General features: G+C 47.0%; 21 protein-coding genes and 1 tRNA gene. 8 read left to right on the forward strand and 14 right to left on the reverse strand.

From position 1 onward, the window contains the following. Position 1: 1 nt before the first annotated feature. From ARCVE_RS10470 to ARCVE_RS10480, 3 genes are read right to left on the reverse strand one after another with little or no spacing between them, the layout of a single operon-like run. Entirely contained in the window at positions 2–931 is a 930-nt protein-coding gene (locus tag ARCVE_RS10470; RefSeq protein WP_013684746.1) for a 4Fe-4S dicluster domain-containing protein, read from the reverse strand. Positions 932–940: 9 nt separating this feature from the next. Continuing rightward, the gene (locus ARCVE_RS10475; RefSeq protein WP_013684747.1) at positions 941–1903 is read right to left on the reverse strand and encodes a Coenzyme F420 hydrogenase/dehydrogenase, beta subunit C-terminal domain; all 963 of its coding nucleotides are present in this window, start codon (positions 1901–1903) and stop codon (positions 941–943) included. Next, entirely contained in the window at positions 1900–2328 is a 429-nt protein-coding gene (locus ARCVE_RS10480) for a hydrogenase iron-sulfur subunit (RefSeq protein ID WP_013684748.1), read from the reverse strand. Before ARCVE_RS10480 ends, ARCVE_RS10475 begins: the two co-directional genes overlap by 4 nt. A 144-nt stretch (positions 2329–2472) precedes the next feature. Here ARCVE_RS10480 and rtcA point away from each other — a divergent pair, with 144 nt between their 5' ends. After that, positions 2473–3486 (forward strand): RNA 3'-terminal phosphate cyclase, encoded by a 1014-nt coding sequence (gene rtcA, locus ARCVE_RS10485; protein ID WP_013684749.1) that lies wholly within the window; start codon positions 2473–2475, stop codon positions 3484–3486. On the opposite strand, the gene ARCVE_RS10490 is transcribed toward rtcA, so the two are convergent. Both ARCVE_RS10490 and ARCVE_RS10495 read right to left on the reverse strand, forming a co-directional pair. Further along, entirely contained in the window at positions 3478–4254 is a 777-nt protein-coding gene (locus ARCVE_RS10490) for a DUF4234 domain-containing protein (protein WP_198002003.1), read from the reverse strand. The genes rtcA and ARCVE_RS10490 overlap by 9 nt on opposite strands. Before the next feature lie 55 nt (positions 4255–4309). Beyond that, a complete protein-coding gene (locus ARCVE_RS10495; RefSeq protein WP_013684751.1) occupies positions 4310–4864 on the reverse strand; it encodes an endonuclease dU in 555 nt (184 codons plus the stop codon). A gap of 201 nt (positions 4865–5065) precedes the next feature. Here ARCVE_RS10495 and ARCVE_RS10500 point away from each other — a divergent pair. Beyond that, positions 5066–5139, forward strand: a tRNA-Lys gene (locus tag ARCVE_RS10500). A gap of 408 nt (positions 5140–5547) precedes the next feature. Here ARCVE_RS10500 and ARCVE_RS10505 read toward each other — a convergent pair. Together ARCVE_RS10505 and ARCVE_RS10510 are read right to left on the reverse strand one after the other, a co-directional pair. Next, a complete protein-coding gene (locus tag ARCVE_RS10505; RefSeq protein WP_013684752.1) occupies positions 5548–6261 on the reverse strand; it encodes an HAD family hydrolase in 714 nt (237 codons plus the stop codon). Beyond that, on the reverse strand, positions 6258–7460 hold the full coding sequence (locus tag ARCVE_RS10510; protein WP_013684753.1) for a prenyltransferase/squalene oxidase repeat-containing protein: 1203 nt from the start codon (positions 7458–7460) through the stop codon (positions 6258–6260). The genes ARCVE_RS10505 and ARCVE_RS10510 overlap by 4 nt, the downstream gene beginning before the upstream one ends. 340 nt (positions 7461–7800) lie before the next feature. Here ARCVE_RS10510 and ARCVE_RS10515 point away from each other — a divergent pair, with 340 nt between their 5' ends. Together ARCVE_RS10515 and ARCVE_RS10520 are read left to right on the forward strand one after the other, a co-directional pair. Next, positions 7801–9255, forward strand: a complete 1455-nt coding sequence (locus tag ARCVE_RS10515; protein WP_013684754.1) for a metallophosphoesterase family protein — start codon at positions 7801–7803, stop codon at positions 9253–9255. Next, a complete protein-coding gene (locus ARCVE_RS10520) occupies positions 9224–11881 on the forward strand; it encodes an AAA family ATPase (RefSeq protein WP_013684755.1) in 2658 nt (885 codons plus the stop codon). The genes ARCVE_RS10515 and ARCVE_RS10520 overlap by 32 nt, the downstream gene beginning before the upstream one ends. 22 nt (positions 11882–11903) lie before the next feature. Here ARCVE_RS10520 and ARCVE_RS11425 read toward each other — a convergent pair whose 3' ends face one another. From ARCVE_RS11425 to ARCVE_RS10540, 5 genes are read right to left on the reverse strand one after another with little or no spacing between them, the layout of a single operon-like run. Beyond that, positions 11904–12071 carry a hypothetical protein gene (locus ARCVE_RS11425; RefSeq protein WP_013684756.1) on the reverse strand — a complete coding sequence of 56 codons (168 nt, stop codon included), beginning with the start codon at positions 12069–12071 and terminating at the stop codon, positions 11904–11906. A 22-nt stretch (positions 12072–12093) separates the two neighbouring features. Then, complete coding sequence (locus ARCVE_RS10525) at positions 12094–12444, reverse strand: prefoldin subunit beta (protein WP_013684757.1); 351 nt, start codon at positions 12442–12444, stop codon at positions 12094–12096. A gap of 1 nt (position 12445) precedes the next feature. Continuing rightward, the gene (locus ARCVE_RS10530; RefSeq protein WP_013684758.1) at positions 12446–12667 is read right to left on the reverse strand and encodes a KEOPS complex subunit Pcc1; all 222 of its coding nucleotides are present in this window, start codon (positions 12665–12667) and stop codon (positions 12446–12448) included. Continuing rightward, positions 12639–13109 carry an rRNA maturation protein gene (locus ARCVE_RS10535; RefSeq protein ID WP_013684759.1) on the reverse strand — a complete coding sequence of 157 codons (471 nt, stop codon included), beginning with the start codon at positions 13107–13109 and terminating at the stop codon, positions 12639–12641. The genes ARCVE_RS10530 and ARCVE_RS10535 overlap by 29 nt, the downstream gene beginning before the upstream one ends. 6 nt (positions 13110–13115) lie before the next feature. Beyond that, positions 13116–13961, reverse strand: coding sequence for a universal stress protein (locus tag ARCVE_RS10540; protein WP_198002004.1), 846 nt, complete (start codon positions 13959–13961; stop codon positions 13116–13118). Positions 13962–14051: 90 nt separating this feature from the next. On the opposite strand from ARCVE_RS10540, the gene ARCVE_RS10545 reads away from it, so the two are divergent. Continuing rightward, a complete protein-coding gene (locus tag ARCVE_RS10545; protein ID WP_013684761.1) occupies positions 14052–14903 on the forward strand; it encodes a DNA integrity scanning protein DisA nucleotide-binding domain protein in 852 nt (283 codons plus the stop codon). On the opposite strand, the gene ARCVE_RS10550 is transcribed toward ARCVE_RS10545, so the two are convergent. Then, a complete protein-coding gene (locus ARCVE_RS10550) occupies positions 14904–15425 on the reverse strand; it encodes a hypothetical protein (RefSeq protein WP_013684762.1) in 522 nt (173 codons plus the stop codon). It lies immediately after the preceding gene. Between the two features lie 326 nt (positions 15426–15751). Here ARCVE_RS10550 and yciH point away from each other — a divergent pair, with 326 nt between their 5' ends. After that, positions 15752–16060 carry a stress response translation initiation inhibitor YciH gene (gene yciH / locus ARCVE_RS10555; protein ID WP_013684763.1) on the forward strand — a complete coding sequence of 103 codons (309 nt, stop codon included), beginning with the start codon at positions 15752–15754 and terminating at the stop codon, positions 16058–16060. On the opposite strand, the gene ARCVE_RS10560 is transcribed toward yciH, so the two are convergent. Beyond that, the gene (locus ARCVE_RS10560) at positions 16061–16888 is read right to left on the reverse strand and encodes an ABC transporter ATP-binding protein (protein WP_013684764.1); all 828 of its coding nucleotides are present in this window, start codon (positions 16886–16888) and stop codon (positions 16061–16063) included. A gap of 50 nt (positions 16889–16938) precedes the next feature. Between ARCVE_RS10560 and ARCVE_RS10565 the strand changes: the two genes are divergently transcribed. Then, positions 16939–18612, forward strand: a complete 1674-nt coding sequence (locus ARCVE_RS10565) for a hypothetical protein (protein WP_013684765.1) — start codon at positions 16939–16941, stop codon at positions 18610–18612. Then, the gene (locus tag ARCVE_RS10570) at positions 18605–19654 is read left to right on the forward strand and encodes an ABC transporter permease (RefSeq protein ID WP_013684766.1); all 1050 of its coding nucleotides are present in this window, start codon (positions 18605–18607) and stop codon (positions 19652–19654) included. Before ARCVE_RS10565 ends, ARCVE_RS10570 begins: the two co-directional genes overlap by 8 nt. Positions 19655–19692: the final 38 nt, after the last annotated feature.

The raw sequence follows: 19692 nt of genomic DNA on the forward strand, positions 1-19692 counted from the left end.
CTTAATCCCTCCCGAGCACAAGCTCCCTGATGTCTATGCGCGAGGGGCACATGCGAACGCATCTCCCACAGCCGACGCAAGCGAAGAAACCGTGTCTTTCGGGGAAGTAGGAGAACTTGTGGTAAATCCTGTTCCTAAGCCTGTGCTTCTTCTCCGGCCTGGGATTGTGGCCAGAGGTGTGCATTGTGAAATAGGGAAACTGGCAGGAGTCCCATGTCCTGATTCTCACGTTTCCGCTGTCCGTGATGTCGAAGCAGTGGCATGTGGGGCAGAGGTACGTGCATACTCCGCACCCTATGCAGAACCTCGCTACTTTTTCCCACACCTCGTCTTCGAACGCATCCTTCAACCACTCCACTTTGAAGGCTTGCTTTGAGCTGATTCTTCTTTTACTTGCTTCCTCTTTTTCCTCCTCGCTTGCAGCTCTGAAGCTGCCGAACTCTTCAGCGAGTTCCTCATTCCTCACTTCAACGTGGTAACCCTCGCCGAGAGGAGTTATCACCACATCACCTTCGAGTTCTATGCCCGCTTTATCGCAGAAACTTCCCGGGCACAATTCCGTGCAGGCGAGAGTTACAAGAATCGTGTCGCCCCTCCTCGTTCCGTAGTAGGGGTCGGCGGGGTCTGATAAAAAGACCGTATCCAGCACCTTCAGTGCGTGGACGTCGCACGGCCTTATCCCGAACACGATTTTTTTCTCCTTCTCCGGCAGAATCTCTGTAACGTTTCTTCTGCCAAACATCATCAGCTTCTCAGTGTGGGGGAAAAACAGGTTCTTTGGAGGTGTTACAGTCAGGGGCACATCAACTTTTATTTCTTCGGATGAGCTTACCCTTTCAAATCCAAAGCTCCTGGGGACGTAAACCGTGTGGCTTTCAAGCTTTGAAACGAGCCAGTCAATTATTTCGTCAGCCGTAGCGAAGAACTCCATTAAACCACCTCAGATTATGAACTCTCCCGGGTCATCTTCCTTTACCTCTGCAAAGACCTCTGAGGTGCCAAAGAGCTCGATTGAGTCCTTCTCGACCTTCCTCATTAGGAGCCTGATTGGTATTTCCATCGGGCAGGCCCTCTCGCACTCCCCGCAGTCAGCACACCTGCCAGCCAGGTGCATGGCCCTCGTGAGATGATAGATGATGTTCTCCTGAAGTTCTGCTGCGCGGGAAATCCACATGGGCTTGTAGGCCTTCTCGTACGCTGACGTTGCCGGTGTCACAACCACGTTCGTTGGGTCAACAAGACACTCCTTGCAGTAGCAGAGGGGGCAGACTTCCCGGCATGCAAAACACCTTATACACCTCGAAAGCGCTGAACTCCAGAATATCCAGCGCTCCTCAATGCTCATCGCCTCTATCTGCTTTACATCGCTGAAGTCGTCTTCTGCCCGCTCAACAGGTTCACCAATCAGAACGTCGTATATCTCCGGATTATGGTTTCTGCACGTCAGGCAACATGCAGCAAGGAGCTCGTTTCTGCTAACCCTGACACTCTTTTCGCCATCGCTTATGGTAAAGCTGTCTTCCTCCTCAACGAGTTTTGCCAGAGAAGCTTTGATTTTCTCCCTTTCAATCAGTCTGTACGCCTTCTTTGCATCTACAACTCCACGACAGGGTACGCCCAGGATATAAAGCCTGTCTCTTTCGATTTTTCCCTCCTTTACCAGCCTCTCAAGGCTCTTCGCGTCGCATCCCTTAACGAAGATCGCTATTTTGTCATACTCACCCGTAAGCTCACTCAAAAACCTCACGAGGTTTGTAGAACATGCTGCCGAAATTATCAGCCTACTGACGTCATCTGCACTTTTAACAATCGCGGGCTTTGCGCAAAACTCGTCGCCCTTTTCCCATCCTATGAGCGCATCTACGTTTTCAAGAGCCTTTAGCGCAACGTCTGCAATATTCATTGCCCCTCCTCCCACTCCGCCTTTAATCTGCTCTTTCCAAGCTGCTTTGCAACATCAACGACGTGTTCTGCAACTTCCGAAAACTTCTTAGCCTCGCCTGCGGAGACCCAGCTTACCTGAAGCCTTTCTGGCTCTATACCAACGAATTCGAGAAGGTTTCTGAGCAGAGCCATCCTTCTGCGCATGTAGAGATTGCCCTTCATGTAGTAGCAGTCGCCAGGATGACAGCCCGCTACGAGGACGCAGTCTGCTCCTTTCCTGAGCGCGTACAGAACATGGATAGTATCGACTCTGCCGGAGCACATGACTCTGATCGGCCTGACATTCGCTGGGTACTTCATCCTGCTAATTCCGGCAGTGTCGGCTCCGGCGTACGCACACCACCTGCAGAGGAATGCCACAACCTTTGGTTCGGATTCGGGCATGTGTCCACCTCGTAACTGTATCGATTAATAATTTAAGATTTACCATATGCTTTTAAGTTTACCGTTTTCGAACCGCTGCGCCATTTATAAATACTTAATCCCTTCTGCCAAGCCTTATTAATCCCCTCCAGCAAACTCAGCACAATGATTCGGATAGATGGCAGTTATGGGGAAGGCGGTGGACAGATTCTGAGAACTGCTGTTGCCCTCTCGTGTCTGACAGGTGAGGCGGTTGAAGTTTACAACATAAGGGCTAACAGGCCGAAACCCGGACTCGCGATGCAGCATCTGAAGGGCATAGAGGCTGCAAAGCTGATAAGCGATGCAGACGTCGAAGGGCTTAAAATCGGCTCTACACGCGTGGTATTCAGGCCTAGAAAGTTGAACGGAGGAAAATTCAGGATTGATATAGGCACTGCTGGAAGCGTAACACTCATTCTCCAGACTGTTCTTCTTCCATCCCTCGCTGCAGAGAAGGAGAGCTTTTTCGAGATAAAGGGTGGAACCGACGTGAAGTGGAGTCCCCCAGTTGACTACGTCAGCAACGTGACGTTAAAAGCGCTGTCCGCACTGAAAGCCGGAGTTAAGATAGACGTTCTCGCCAGAGGCTACTACCCGAAGGGCGGTGGAGTCGTAAGGGTTTCGGTTTCCCCGTCAAAGCTTGAAGGATTTGAGTTCTCCGAGTTTGATTGCGACATCATCAAAGGCATAAGCCACTGCTCCAACCTCCCGGCCCACGTTGCGGAAAGGCAGGCGAAGGCAGCCAAAGAAGTTCTTGAATCGAGAGGCTACAATGCAGAGATAAGCTGTGAGGTCAGAAGGGACTTTTCAACGGGAAGCGGCATAACCCTGTGGTGTGGCTACAAAGGCGGTAGCGCCCTCGGGGAGAGAGGTAAACGAGCAGAAATTGTCGGAGAAGAAGCGGCACAAATGCTTTTGAAGGAAATGGAGAGCAAAGCCTGTTTCGATGTGCACCTTGCGGACCAGATTATGCCCTTTGCAGCGGTTGCGAGGGGAGAAACGAGGTACACGACTTCGGAAATATCGCTGCATCAGAGGAGTAACGCCTACGTTATTCGTCAGTTCCTTGGAGACGTCGTTGAATTTGATGAAGCGAAGAAAGAAGTTGTAATCAGGGGCAAAGGACTGCTATCCTGACTGGGTGCTTTTCAGCGCGTCAAGAATTCTCGCCTCAACAATCCTGTGTTCCGTGAAGTGCTCGTTAGGGTCTCTGATTAAGGTGTAGAACCAGTATATTTCAAAGAGGCCGAAAGTCAGCAGGGTGAGAACGAAGTATATCACGGTATTTCTGTCCGGAAACTTGCCTATCTTGGTCATCTGTAGTGTGTCTCCCATTGGCAGGACTGACGAGAGCTGCTCGAGGATGATTCTCTCGTTTCTGTCATGTTTTACAAAATCCTTGTTCAGAAAGTGGAATATGTAAACTACCACGAAGACTCCGAGCAGCGGGACGACATTCGATAGAAGGTAAATCACAATCCAGAGGATGGGATTTTTGCTTTCACCCTGCTCAGCCCTCATCCTGAGCACGGACTCTTTCAGCCTTGCTGACAGGTCTTGGTCTTCAACATGTTTCGATATTGCATCATATAGAGTAAGAGTTCTCTCCATATGGGCGTTCCGCCTTGAAATGAGTGAGTACACAATATACACTCCAACGACAGCCCCCACAGCTATGAAAAGCAAGCCCAAAGCGAGAAGCGTGTAATCGGGTTCTGTGCTGGCATATTCGTAGTAGTAACCGTGGTAGTAGTGGTGGTAATACTGCTGCTCTTTCGAGCTAGCTATCATCAGCAGCACGCCGATAAACGTGAGAACGGGCGGCACAAACATGAGCGCTACCGGCAGAATTCTGTCGGTTTCTTCACCTTTTCTAACAAGTCTCTCTATAACATCAATACTCATACATTTCTCTTTAACCATGAACACAGATAAAGTTGTCGTGTTTTCTATACCTTTTCTACGCCTTCCTCGACTCCCCGTAGACTATTGCAGAGGCAACAAGATGTGCAATCCTCAGACACTCCGGCGTGTTTCCCTTGAGCGTTGATGCCCTGATGTAGTTTTTCGCATCCTCTTCAGAGCATCCCGCAAGCTGGACGAAAAGGCTGAAGAGAGGTTTGATTTCTCCTGCTTTTTCAAGTATTCTTCTTCTTTCATCTGGATTTTCGGTTCTGCTAATCGCCCTTTCCATTCCATCGAAGTCGGGGAGCTTCTTCATTACAACTACAACGGGTATGCCCGTGTTACGATGTATTTCCTGAATGTCCGCTATGTTCATGCCTGCAAAGGTTATACCGGGCAGAAAGATGCACCTTATCTGCTCCCTGAACTTTGAGTCATTTATCATCGAAATTATCTTCTCCGATACGTCAAATCCATCGACTTCAATTCTCTCATAGAGAAAACCCTCAACGTACGTTCCAGCGGTAACACAGCCGACGATGCACGCATTTTTGCTCGTGAAACCCGAAAATCCGTCGTCAAAACCAACAAATCGCCACTGCTTTACCATCGCATCTAAATTTTTCTGCAGCTATTTAGCGTTGCCGTTGGTCGCTCATAAGGTTTACAAGCCCGACCAATCTTCGCTGCGCCCTGAAACTTCACTCTACCACTTAAATATCAGTCCGAAGTAGGGGGGATAAGACTTAAATAGCGAGGTTGCTGTCTATGGCTGGGGTTGTGAACGACGCACACCCCCCGTCTTCGGTGAGGGCCGGTAGCTCAGCCAGGAAGAGCAGCGGACTCTTAATCCGCCGGTCGGGGGTTCAAATCCCTCCCGGCCCGTACATACAACGTTTTTGCCTGCAGCAGGTCGAAAAGCACTTTATACCTATGAATGAAGATCTGTGGAGCGTGGACAATTATGAAAGCTTTTTAGAAGAGAGAGTAAAGCTCATAGCAAAGGCAATAGAGAGAATTTGGTATCAGAGTGCTGAGAACCGAAGCTGAATTTTAGATTGATAGTACCTTCTATGATAATTTCAATAAGAAATTTTTGATTTTGTATTGTTATATATTACATTATACTTAAAATTATAACTATCTTTAAGAATTATTCAAACTCAAGTCTGCACTCTCCTTTCTTCAGTCTTTCCTCAGGGTGGAACACTTTCGTCTCGCACCCTCAAGAATCTCATTGAGTTGACAAAGGGCCGCCTGATTAAAAAAGATCAAAAAGCTCTTGGAATTAAACTATTGCAGCAGCATTTCCACGATATCCTTTAGTTCACCAATTGTTTTAATTCTAAATCTGGGATTGCACTCCTCAGCCCATGCCAGCTTAAGAGGACCTTCAAACTCCACTTTCACAGTTACTACATCTTTGAGATTTGCAACCTCATTAATCGGCGATGGTTTATCATCTACTAGGAGAATTTTGTCACCCTCAGAAAGCTCGTATTCTTTCTTTATTAGTTCTATTCCCTCTATTCTATTTTTCACATCTTCTCCTACGATTAAAATTTTATCAAAAAATTTACTGAGCCCACTTTTTTCAATCCTCCTCCGTTTTAAGCTTTTTCTCCCGTCATCTCCCGCCATAATAGCAAGCTTGATGTCTATTTCCTTCAGGTATCTTAGAATCTTCTCACAATCCTTTACAATCCCGCTTTCTTCAGCTCTTTTTTCCCAAAAAATCTGGAGCAATTCATCAAGTTTCTGTTCGTTGATGAGAATGTTGAATTCTTTAAAGAGGTTTGGCCACCATTTCTTTCTGTCGTAATTTCCCAAAGCATCTTGCTCGTCTTCGTATTTTATAGCTTTTTTAACGAATTCATCCCTTGCAGAACCCTTTAACCCAATGCGCTCTGCAATGTATGCATACACTGGCCCTAAGCATGAGTAGCTGTCAACAAGAACCCCATCAAAATCGAAAACGATCACTTTCAATTTATTTTTCAGATTCATTTCTTACCACCTCTTTTGAGATATGGCAGGATGTACTTCTTAAAGTAGGGTGAAATCTGGAAAAGCACGGGTATTATCAGGCTTCCTAAAAGCAGCTGGGAGATTGGCGACTCCACTCCGTACTCGATTATAGCAAAAACTGAAGCCATTAGTAGAATGTAAATCAATGTAAGCAGTAAATACCCTCTTTTGATTCTTTTCTCATATGTTTTTTCTAACTCTGCTATGCAATCCCTGATTTTTTCGTGATAGCGGGCAATGAGCGTATAGATTTTATAGGGGAATTCATCGATTTTTCTGACTTCTTTTATTCTACTCAGCCCTAAAAGTGCAAAGGCTGTTTTTTTAGCATCGTGATACCAACATCCATCTTTTTTATATCTTTCTGGAGATTTAAAAATTTCTGCTACTACTGCATTTACAAGTTCATCATCACCGCCCCCGAGGAAACTAGCCAAGCCTAAAAGCGCCATCGTAACGTCTTGGAACGCACCCTCACTTATTCCTTTCACTTTCTTTTCTTCTAAAAATCTTCTTAGATCATTCTCACAAGCTCTTAAGACTTTATGTGTTACGGGGACTCCTGAACGAACGAGAGCATCAAGTATCTGACCCGTCACGTACGGGTCGTATAGGTACTCGTCACCTTTTTTATTCTCTATTCTCTCTTCCACCTTCGATATCACGATCTCTGTTATTTTTTTGGCACATTCGTCATACCCGGCAAGATTTAAGACATTCAACGCCTGTGCTAAATGATGAACGGGAAATTTTTTTGGTTCCCTTTCGCACTTGTTTCTAACCCATTCAGCACTTTTGATGACCCATTCATCCTGCACTCCAAGTCTGTACAGAGCCTGTAAGCAAATAGAGGTATCCCAAAGGTTGTTTTCCCAATTGTCTATGTTTTGAGTCTTCTTAAGCCATTCAACGCTCCTTTTAATTCCTCCGGGATACTTGCCTTTTATGAGCCACTCCTCGTTTTTTCTTATTTCATACATTGAAAGTGCTAAAAGAACTAAACACGTGTCTGCCACGGACTCATATCCCCAGTACCCCTCGGGATGCTGATGATCTTTTAGCCACCCCACAGCCTTTTTTAATAACTCTTCGTGTTCGACCGATATTCTTCTGGACTTCTCAAGCTTTCTGATTTCCTTCATGAGTTCTGTAAATATCTCGTCAACGTCTTCATGCATCTCTCTGCCCCCTGTATACAACCTCAAAGGAAGGTCACGCATATTCCTACAAATTATTGACTTAAAGCGGTGAATATTGCCATTTTAAAACTTTCTAAAAGTGATAATTGATTATTGCCGGTGCAAGCTACGAAAGATGTATCAGCTTAATTTTTGAATAGCTATCTTGGGGTAGTGTTACCTCAGAAGAAACCACCGCGTTGTAAGTAAGAAAGGAAGCAATCTCTGTGTTTTTTACCCGAAAAATGCCACCCCAAGCTTCTTCTAGATCCTGAAAGATTCGGCAATCAACTTTCATACCAGTCGAAAATGTGATAACCCACGAGGACTACGATTTAACGTGCTAAAGTTCGTCCACATGGCAGATATACACCTTGGATACAGGCAGTACGGTAGTGAAGAAAGGGCGATAGACTTCGCCCAGGCTTTTCTAAGGGCTGTAAACTTCGCAGTAGAGAGAAAAGTCGATTTTATCATAATCGCAGGCGATTTATTCCACAAAAAGAGTGAAATGGATCCCGTTACGCTAACCCAGGCGTCAAAGGTTCTTGAGAAGGCAAAAAAAGCCGGAATTCCGGTTATAGCTGTGGAGGGTAATCACGATTCTACGTACTTCAGGGAAACGTACTCCTGGATGGACTACCTTGCTGGCCACGACCTCGTAATCAACCTGAAGCCGTCTTTCGAAGATGGAATAGTCGTTGAGGAGTGGGACGGTCAGAGTGGTGCATACGTTGACATCGAGGGTGTAAGAATTTACGGGATGAAATACTACGGCTCCATGACCGAGAAGGTCCTCGACGAATACGCTGCAAAGATAAAAAAGAGCGAATTTACGATTTTTACAGCTCATGTTGGTGTAGAGGGGTACATGAACATATACGGCTGCATACCCGCGAGCAAGCTCCACAAACTGAAGAGTAGGGTCGATTACGTTGCTCTTGGCCACATCCACAAGAGCTTTGTCGAAGGAGACTTCATCTTCAACCCCGGTAGTATTGAAACATGTGAGGTTAGTGAGTACGGTCTTAAAAGGGGCATATTCTATGTTGAATACGACGGAGAGCTGAAATACGAACTCGTTCAGTTTAAGGGTAGGGATTTTATCATCCTCAGCTACAACCTCGATGAAGGCTTGAGCGGACTGAAGAAGTTGCTTGCAAGTAATAGAGCTGTAAAGCCCGTCGTTCACCTTAGCTTAACGTGTAGCAGAGAGACAAGGAAGTCTGTTGGAGAAGAAGCAGTAAGGGAAATAGTCAAAGAATCTCTCGACCCCCTCGTCGTTAGAATACAGTGGAATGTAGCCACCGATATATTCAGGCCTGTTTTGGGTGATAGAGAGAACATAGAAAAGAGCGTAATCGAGCAGCTCCTGCAGAGCTACAGCTACGGGAATATTGCCGAAGAGGTGCTCAGACTGAAATCTATCTTTTCCTCCTCCTTCGACATTCACTCAGTGGACAGGTTCATCGAACACGTACTGTTTGAGTCCAGGACGAATGAAGCTTCTGAGGAACTGGAAGTGGAAGTAGAAGCTGAAAAAGCTGAGAAAATGATGATGAAATGCTCAGCTTCAGGATTAACAAGTTCTGCATGCGCCGGCTCTGGGGATGTTTTCGAGTTGGACTCTAAGGCCGAAGAGCGCACGACATTGCAGGACGCCACCGCTTTTGACATGCAGAAAGCTGGAAGGGCAGAAAAAACAGGAAAGGCAGAAATAGATGAAGAAGGAGATGAGGAGATCTGGGACTGGAGGAGGGCCTATGATAAAAGAAGTAAGGCTCGTAAACGTTAAAAGCTACTCAGATTCTGTGATCAGGTTTACCGAAGGGGTTAATGCCATAATCGGTGAAAACGGGGCCGGCAAGACTACCATTCTGGAAGCAATAGGCTTCGCCCTCTTCGACAGTCTGCCCTATAAAATCGGCGATTTCCTCAGGAGGGGTGAAAAAAGGGGCGAAATCAGGGTTAGACTTGTTGGAAGGGACGATAGAGAGTACGAGATTGTTAGAAAGATAGAGGAAGGCAGAACAACAGCCTACTACGTAAACGACCTCGAGCTCGGCAGGGTTGCCGAGGGAAGCGCAGAGGTGATGGATTGGATTTTAGAGAACTTCGGTTTTGAGGTTGACGCAAAGACTGTTTTCGAGAACGCTATAGGGGTGCAGCAGGGGAAGATGGTTTCCCATTTTCTCGAACCGCCAAGTGTGAGGGATTCGATTTTCTCACCTCTTATAGGCGTAGAGAGCTACAGAAAGGCCTTCGAGAAAAGTAGAGAATACGAAAACTACGTAAGAGACAGACTGCAGGATGTCGAAAAGAAGCTCGTAGCGCTGTCCAAGGACATCGAGGCTAAGCAGAGAGCTGAAAGCAAGCTCGAAGAGTTGAGAAAGAGGAGAGATGAACTCAGAAAACAGCTCGAAGAGATCGAGAGGGTAATCGAGCCCCTGAGAAAGAAGATAGAGCGAATGGATGCTCTTTCAAGGGAGTTCGATAAACTTGCCCTCGATGAGGCGCGCCTCGCTGAAAGAATAAAGGCAGAGGAGAAGGCAATTCAGGAGATAGAGAAGGAAATAAAGAGAATTGAGGAGTTCGAAAAAGAGTTTGAGAAGCTCAGGGAGTCTGCGGAGGCATACCTTTCGGCCGAGAAAAGGATAGCCGAGCTCGAACAGCAGGAATCTGAGCTGAACAAAGCTTACAGGTTTTTGCTGGATGGGAAAATCAAGCTCGAAAGTCTCAAGGCAGAGATTTCGTCTATAGAGCGGCTGCTGGATGACATCTCGCAGAAAGAGAGAATTCTGGATGAGGTTAGTAGAAAAGCAGAGAAAGAAAAGAGTCTCAACGAAAGACTCAGAGAGTTTGAAGTTATATCCGCAAAAAAGGCTGAAGTCGATAAAAGGCTCGACGCGCTGGAAAAAGAGATTGAGGAAAAGAGGAAAAAAATCGAAGATCTTGAAGAGAAGAGGAGAAAGCTCAAAGATCTCGAAGAAAAGCTTGAGAAACTTGAAGATGTAGATAAAGCGAGAGATAAGCTCCTGAAAGCGATAAGCGGGTTGAGGGCAAAACTCGAGCTTGCCAGGAAGCAGTACGCTCAGATGAAAGATGGTGTGTGCCCCATACTCCGCGAAGGCTGCGATAGAATCGCAGGAGCGAGGGACGAAAAGCTTGCAGAGATAGAAAAGGAGCAGGAAAAGCTCATAGAGATGGAAAGAAAATTCGAAAAAGCTCAGAAGGTTTTTGAAAAGAAGAAGCAGATAGAAGACGCGATAAGCAGGCTCAGAGGAGAACTGAGGGGTTTTGACTCACTTAAAGAGGAACTTGGAGAGAAGGAAGCGCTGGTGAAAGCGCTCAGAAGTGAAAGGGAGTCTCTTGACAAAAAACTCAAAGAAAAGGATGCGATTTTAAAGGAGTTCGAAGAAGTAAAAGGTTCCATTGAGATGTTTGCAGCGCTACAGGCTGAGGTTGAAAAGAAGAAACCGCTCCTCAAAGAACTCAGAGAAAAAAGAGAAACACTGAAAAAAATTGAGGAAAAACTGCAGAAAATGCCCGAGATAGAGAAGAATGTGGAAGAAATCAGGCGCGAACTTACCCGACTCAGGGCGGTTAAGGAGGAGAAAAAGGAGGACTACGTCAGGTACATCGGCCTCTCCGAAACTGTTGCCGGGAAGAGCAAACTCGTTGAAGATGTTGAGAGAAGGAGAAAAGAACTCGATGAGCTGGGCAGGAAGTACAGAGATGTTAAGGAGCGACTCGAAAGAATCGCAGCAGAGTACTCGAAGGAAGAACACGAGAAGCTCAGGGAGAATCTTAACGAACTCGTGGGAAAAGCGTCGATGAGGAGAGGTGAACTCGAGTCGGTTGAAAGGGAAATTAACAGCGTCGAGAGGGACGTTAAGGAGCTGGAAAAGAAGGAAGAGGAATATAAAGAACTCAAAGCCAGAAAGGAGCAGCTTGAGAAGAAGTACGCCTTTATAAAAGACCTCAGGGAAATTTTCAGGATTGCCATTCCAGAGATAACGAGGGCCTACGTTGAGACCGTTTCCATCGAGGCAAACCGCATTTTCTGCGAGCTGATGGACGATTACTCGTGGGAGCTGAGGTGGACGGAGGATTTCGGCATAAAGGCGAGGTATTTAGGCAGGGAAATAGACCTCGCACAGATGAGTGGCGGAGAGCAGATGTGCGCTGCCCTTGCCGTGAGGCTGGCTCTTCTTAGAGTTCTTTCGAATGTCAGCATGGTCTTCTTTGACGAGCCAACGCAGAACATGGATGAAAATCGCAGGAAGAACTTCGCAGCTCAGATTTCAAGGATAGAAGGCTTCAGGCAGATATTCGTAATAAGTCATGACGACACGTTTGAGGAGATGGTGGAGAACGCCATTAAGGTCAGAAGGGAAAACGGCGTTTCTGTTGTTGAGTGATTTAGTCTTCGAGTTTGATCGATTATTCTTTGCCCATCCTGTAACCCTTCACCATCAGCAGGATCGCTACGGGAACTGCTGCCATAGCAAAGCGACTCACAAAAATAGATGCAAGAACTCCGATTGAAAGAAGGAGAACCCCAGCGTGAAAAACGGCCATCGCCTTCAGAATCTGGGCTTCTTTTCTCATTGTTTCTTAATAAAAAATAAAATTAGCCAGCCTGCGGCGACAGCATAGACTGGAGTTTCTTCTGCAGTTCGTTAAGGCGATCCTTGAGCCTTTCTTCCTGTCTCTGGAGCGTCTTGATTCTGACATCGTAGGTCTCCTTCTTTTCCTGAAGTTCCTTGATTATCTTCTCCTTGTCCACTTTTACAAGTACGCTTCCAGCCACCTTGAAGATTGGAGCATCCTCCGGAGCGTTCTGGACTTCCTCGAGAGCCTCACTTGCCTCTTTCAGCAGAGCCTCAACCTGCATCTTCTGAGCCATTACAGCCTGGAGTTGCTGCTGAATTTGCTGGAGCTGAGCAACCATATTCTGAACCTGCGGTGGAAGTTCACCCATTTTAACACCTCTCAACGGATTTTATAACGTCCTTACACACCTTGATGAGCCTGAGCCAGGCGTTTACAGATGCTCTCAGGCTTGTAAGGTCTTCAGCTTCAAGCTTTAGCATGAGCCTACCTCGTTCTAAATAAACTTTTGCCTTGGTTTTCGTCTCCTCAACCTTTAACGCCCGGTATACTATCTCAGCATCGCTAATTTCGAAACTGAATTCCGCTCTCATAGCACTTGAGCCTCATTATCGTTTTCTCGCCATATGTGAAATCGAGAACTATTGTCTTACCCGTCCTTCTGACATAAACCTTTTTCCTTGCGTCGATTTTTTGTGCGAACTTCATACCTGCTTTGGTGTGGGGTATTGCACCGAGAACCAGCGGGTCGAAGGGTGGCTTTCCGACGAATACCACCGGCCCTGGCTCCATCTTCACCTTCTCGACTTCTCCAGCGTTGAACCTGAGGTAAAGTACCTCCCTCCCCCTCCTAAACACCCTTAGTATCGCCGGGTTTCCCTTTATTTCCTGAACTATTGCGAAATCGCTGAACTCTGAGAGTTCATCCAGACTCAGCTTCCCCCTCTGAACGTACCTCCAGCCCATGAATCTCGCAAGAACCTTCGCAAGTCTCCTCGTCTTCCTTCCAGGCTTTCTCGAGGTTGTGAGGATCATATCCGCTTAGTGATGGATGAAGACCGGGATGTCCGAATGTCTCACGACAGCATCGGTCGTGCTGCCAAGCAGCATGCCTTCCACAAAACCGAGGCCGCGGGATGACATCATGATGAGAGTAACGCCCTCCTCTTTAGCCGTGCGTATTATCTGCTTGTGGGGCACTCCGTCTTTAATCATGATTTTGACGTTTATTCCGTCCTTTTCGAGTTCTCTCTTAACCTCTTCGAGCTTGACTGTGTAATCCTCGTCCTCTTCCCTGACGTGGAGAAGAATGACGTCCTTCCCGCCCGAGAGGGCTGCATGTCTGACGTAGTCGAGTATCTTTTGCGAATGTTCAGACAAGTCGTGGGCGTAAAGAATTCTGTCAAAAAGCTTTTCGACTCTCGGCTCGCATCCAGCGTTGCCTTTTTTCTTCTTTACCTTAACAACTATTACCGGCCTCGTTGCTCTCCTCACAACTCCCTCACTCACGCTGCCGAGGAGTATTTCCTTCAAAATTCCTTTTCCGCGAGAGGCCATCAGTATAAACGATACGTCTTCCTTCTCGGCAGCTTTGACTATCTCCGAGACCGGATCGCCGGCTGGAATTGGTGAAACGTACCTCGCTTTAATTCCCATCCCCTTTATCTGATCCACAAGCTCTTCGAGCCTTTTTGCGCTCTCTTTTTCTTCATCCTTTATCCAAGCTTCAATATCGAAGCCGGACGTGACACCAACGACCCTTGCAAGGTTTATTACCCTTATGAGGATAACTTCCTCAAGCCCCGCATTCTTCAGCTCTTTCAGGTAAACCAGCACTTTATTCGCGCAGTCTGAGAAATCCGTTGGTAAGAGCGCTCGCCTGAACATTTCCATAGTTTCATTCCTCCGGCTATATATTTAAGTTTTTGCCACATTATATACGCAAGATTAAAATTCTCCACCTTCAAGAATAATGTGATGCTTGATTTTCTCCTGGACAAGGCCATAGAGATGGCGAGGAAAGTAGACGCAAAGGCAATAGTTGTTATATCAGACGAAGAAGTTAGAGAGAAGGTGGTAGAGGACATTATTGTCTTCGTTGCTCCGAAAAGTTACACGACCCTCCTTGAGAGCGCAATGTGCTCCCTCGAAGAGGTCAGCCAGGATAACCTCATAGGGAAGGAGCTTTCCGAGAGGCTCCTGATGCTCACCCAGGCGAAGGATTACGTTTCGACAATGCTTTACTTCAAGGGGATAGGCCTCGATGGTAGTGCAGTTGGAGTTATAAGCGTTGAATCTCTTAAGGGGATTGTTGTAATAGATCTGGGAAAGAGCAGGATTCAGAAGGCTCTTCTCGAATGCTCAGAACGAGTCGATTTAAAGGTCATGAGGGCCGTTCTTTCCGTAGCGCTCAGCATAGCCCAGAAAGGTAGAGAAGGTAAACCCGTTGGCACGGCATTTGTTATCGGGGACGTTGACGAGGTTATGAAGCGTTCGAGGCAGCTCATAATCAACCCATACCAAGGGCATTCCGATGCTGTTAGAGACATCAAAGACCCGTCGAACTGGGAGAGCGTCAGGGAGTTCGCACAGCTTGACGGAGTTTTTATCCTCGACGAAAAGGGCTTAATTGTCGCTGCCGGCAGATATATTGAAGTTTCGGCAAGAGAGATGAAGTTAAAGCACGGTCTTGGTGGAAGACATCTTGCATGCGCGGCAATAACGAGAGAAACCAACGCAATATCCGTCGTTGTATCAGAGAGTGGCGGAGACATAACCATTTACAAAGATGGGGAGGAGATACTCGAGATTTCTGCCAGTATCTTGTAGCTACATTTTCTGCAATCTCTTCTTGAGTCTTCGTTCTCTCCAGACGTAGTAGGGGTATAAAAAGGGGAAAGTGTAAAACTCCATGCCTTCAAAGCTCTGTTTTATCGGAACAAGGGTGAATGCAAGGAGAACGAATGGATACGCAAGCTGTCCTCTCGAAATGAAGACCGGTGTTGCCATGAGCGTGAGTCCACAGATGAGGAGGAGGGCTTTCTTTGCTCCTTCTATCTTCTGTCTGAAAATTTCGTGCTCAATTTCAAAGTCCACGTCATCTCTGTGCTTTCCAAGGGTTGCCGCAGTGGTAAATTCGGCTATTACATCCACGAGTTCTCCAGAGGGCACTTTCACATAGGTCTTGTCCCTGAACGAGGCAACCACAATGCTCTTCGCAAACCCCAGCCTGAACTTCGTCATCCTCGGCTTTTCGTACGTCTTTACAGTATGTGGAACCTTCTTCCAGCGCAGGTACTGCTCTACAGCCCTCACGACTTTCTCGTAGTCTGCATCGAGGAGGTATCTCACGCGAACCGGTAGGCGAGGATGTTAAATTGTTTTCTGTTTATTGCAGTGGCACCATAGAGAAAAGTAGAAAGGCAGAGAACGCAAGCAAGCTTGGAATGTTGTTTGAGAAAGGTAGGAGCGAGTGTAACAGAATAGTGGAAAACCCCTGCCGTAAATACACTCTCAGGACTGCAGAAACTGCATTTGATAGCCCGGTATATTTTTCAAACGATGTTGTCCAATGTTCAATGGAGTGATTTTGAAGGATAACACCCCTGTAGTTTCACCGAAAGTTTAAAATCCTATGGCATGTCATGATGTAAAAAAATGGGGGGTAATAGCAGAGGATGAGTCCAGACATTTGCAGCATTTGTGGGCTGCCAAAAGACCTCTGTGTCTGTGAGGAGGTAGCAAAAGAGCAGCAGCAAATCATCATAAAGGTGGGCAAAAGGCGTTATGGAAAAGAGGTAACAATTATCGAGGGGATAAACAGCAGCGAAATCAACCTCGAGGAGCTTGCGAAGTTTCTCAAATCAAAGCTTGCATGCGGTGGAACAGTTAAAAATGGCATTATAGAACTGCAGGGCAATCACGTGAGCCGCGTTAAAGAACTGCTCGCAAAAAAAGGTTTCAACCCGGAGAGAATAAAAACCTGATCAGGAAACGAGAGCAAAGTAAACGTCTTCAAGCCTCATGGCTTCGGAGTAAATATTTACTATTCTGCCCCCCGAGGCTGTGAGGCCCTGGATAAACTCGTTAAGTTCTTTTATATCATCTGTCACAAACCTGTCTTCTCTGCCGTTTTCTCTGTAGTGAACAACGTACTTCTTTCCGGCCTTCAGCTCGTCTATCGGGCCGTAGTACAATGCTTCACCGCTCTTGAGTATGAGAACCTTGTCGCAGACAGACTCAACGTAGTACATGTTGTGAGCAGAGAAGAGTATGGCTTTGCCCTTCTTTTTGAGCTCTCTCATGAAGTTTGCTATGAACAGAGACGTTGAAGGATCAAGCCCTCCGGTTGGCTCGTCATATATCAGAATCTGCGGGTCGTGGATGAGTGTTCTCGCAATGGCGACCTTCCTCTTCATGCCCTTTGAAAACTCTCCAAGCGGTTTGTTTGCAGGTATCTTCAGCATTTCGAGCAGTTCGTCTATTCTTCTTTTGTCTTTAACTCCGTAAATTGATGCAAAAAAGGACAGGTATTCCAGCGCATTCATGTTCTCATAGAGCGAATCGACTTCCGGCAGGTAACCTATATCATTTTTCACCTCCTTAAATTCCCCGAAATCCCTGCCGAAGTATTCAACTTTCCCATCAGTGGGTTCTATAAGCCCAGTTAGGATCTTGATTATCGTTGACTTCCCGGCCCCGTTTTCCCCTATCAGTCCGAGAATTTCTCCAGAATCAAGCTCAAAGCTAACTCCTTTGAGGGCTTCGAAATTCCCATATCTCTTCTTCAGCCCGTTGGCCTTCAACACAACCATTATTATAATGTGAGCGACAGGCATATATTAGCCTTTTCCAAGGTGTGATAATGATGCGGCTCTTCAACATTTCACGCCTCGAGCTCAAGAAGTCAAGAAAGAAGTACTCCAGAGGTCTCGTAGCAGTAATAGTCATTCTATCAATTTTCGCTGGACTTTCGGCGTACTTCTCTGCTGGAGAGGGTGTTAAATCTGATAGCAAGCTGTACGTCGTAGCAAGCCCCTACAGGATTGAGGAAAGACACTTTGTCTGGTATCCGATGTCCGCCGGGAAGGCTATACCTCTCGTAAGGAGCGGCGAGGTTGACGTGGCTTTGGGTCAACTCTTCCTGATTGTTGGCAAATCCGATAAGGCTCTTGCTGCTGCAGACGAGCTGAAGGCATTAATTGAACGACTGTTTGAAGAGGAGCTTTACAGGAGGTACGGCAGCGACGCGTTTCCCGTGTTTGTGTCTGTGGAGTACGTTAAGAGGGATGTGACCTACCAGATTGGTTTTAAGGGTGAAGAGAAGTCCAGAAGAGAAGAAACTTCGTCTGCGCCTGGACAGGCTCCAACTCTACCTCCAACCCCTGCTCCAGCTCCAGAAGAGCTCCCTAAGCCTTTTGAGGAGACAGAAGGTTTGGGCAGGGTTATCGGAGGAGAAGAGAAGTATGTAACTCCAAAGAACTTTTCACCACCAAACCTCCTTGGAAAGCTCGTTTACGCGTTTCTTTTTATTCTACCGTCCTACTTTGCTGTACAGGTTTTCTCTTCGTCACTCATCGAGGACAGAACCGCGAAGAGGCTTGATGTGCTGCTCGCCACACCCACCTCACCCCTAACAGTTCTCATGGGAAAACTCCTGCCATACCTTGCAACAGCGGTTCTTTCAGTCCTTGCAGCTTCACTTATCCTGGGAAAAAGCCCGGTAGCTCTCGCATACGTTCTGCCGGTCATTCTCTTCTTCGCAGCCCTTCAAGCCTTCTTTGCAATAAACGCGAGAAGTTACAAGGAGATGACGTTCTTCGTAATTTCGACTTCTCTGCTGGTTACGGCCTATATATTCATCCCGGCAGTCTTCGCGGGAACAATTCCCGTAAGCAAGGTCTCACCAATAACGCTAATGCTCGCGGACTTCGAGGGTGAAGAGATAGGGCTCAGAGATTACGTCTTCGCAACTCTGCAGTTCTACGCCATGGCTGCTGTGCTCATGGTTCTGGCAGCGAAATCCATGAGTCCCGAAATAGCCCATTCGTCGAAGAGTATTCCGGAAAAGGTCGTTTTGGCCCTAACAGGTCTCATGAAGAGAGAATGGCACGCTGCCATTGCATCAATTGCAGCAATACCCTTTGTTTTTATGGTTGAATTTCTCTTACTCTCCGTCCTTTTCGTTCTTCCAATGGAGTATTCAATTCCTCTCTTCGTAGGCGTCGTTGCAGTGGTTGAGGAAGCGTTTAAGGGCTCCGTTTTGCTTGCTGCTATAAGAAAAGGGCTCTCTCCCTACCCCTCTGCTCTTGCCTGCGGTCTGGGTTTCTTCGCCGGGGAGAAGCTGATAGTGCTGCTTAACGTGGCCACACAGTATAACGCCCTCCTACTTGCACAGTTCTTCGTTCTCCCGCTAATTCTTCACGTCTCTACCATGCTGCTCTTTGCCCTCTTCCGCTCCCACCCCCCCCTCGCCTTTACTCTCGCAGCAACGCTGCACTTCTTCTACAACCTCGCGGTGGTGATGACCCTTGCTTAATTTAAGAATCGTAGAGCTGGCCGCCAAAGATTTGAAGAGTGTCGGGAGAGAAAAAACGTTTCTCATGGCAGTTGGTCTCCAGCTCTTCGTAGCGATGTTCGCCTCCGTTCTCACCTTCGGTCTCCTTGTCCTCTACAATCCATCTTACGCTGGAATTGGCGGTGATGTCGAGATTGGTCTTGTTGGTGATGCTCCTGTCCTTGAGAGTGTCCTCAATGCCATAAAGTACGACTCAATCCAGCAAGCACTGGAGGACTTCTATTCCGGCAAGATCGATGCGGTCGTGTGGCTGCCGAAGGAGAACCTGAGTTCTACGAACTTTGTGCGTGTTTACCTGCCTAAAGAAGAGGTTAAAGCAATACAGGCATCTATAGTCCTGAGAGAGAAGCTTGTGGAATATGAGGAGAAGCTCAGAGAACTCAGGGGAGTTCCGGGTGAAGTGAATTTGAAGATCTATTCTCCAGAATTCGAGTCGGTTGAAGTGCCAGAAGGTTCCTCGGTTCCGTTCAAGCTGATTTACGTGGTTCTTATACCCCTGCTCATGCTGACAACGGCAGCAACAGCAGCAGGCATGTTTATAGACCTCATTACGGAGGAAATTGAGTCAAAAACAGCCCACGTCTTGCTCGCCACACCGCTAACGCCCATCGAGTTTATTGCCGGAAAAGTTCTCGCAGCGATCGTGCTTTCGGCCATCCTCGCACCAACATGGATGCTCCTTCTTATCCTCAACGGCGTAGAGATTCACAGCTTTGCCCTCGTTGCCCTGCTGTCCGTTGCCGTCTCCTGCATATTTATCTCAATCGCAGGCATCGCAAGCCTCGCAGGAGATAGAGAGAGGGCGCAGCTAATCTTTTCCCTGTTAGTCATCGGCCTGATACCAGTCTTCTTCATCTCCCACCTTACGCCTGCTGGTCTGGTTACGAGGATTGCTGCAGGCTCACCATTCGAAGTGTATGCAGTGGTAGTGTACCTGACGGCGCCTGTTTTGCTCGTTTATGTGTCCTCCAGACTTATTGCTGACAGGTTGTTTAGAGAATAAGCTGCTCTGGCAGCTTTTACTTATCTTCAGAAACTCCG

The organism is Archaeoglobus veneficus SNP6 (assembly GCF_000194625.1).
GTDB classification, from domain to species: Archaea; Halobacteriota; Archaeoglobi; order Archaeoglobales; family Archaeoglobaceae; genus Archaeoglobus_C; species Archaeoglobus_C veneficus.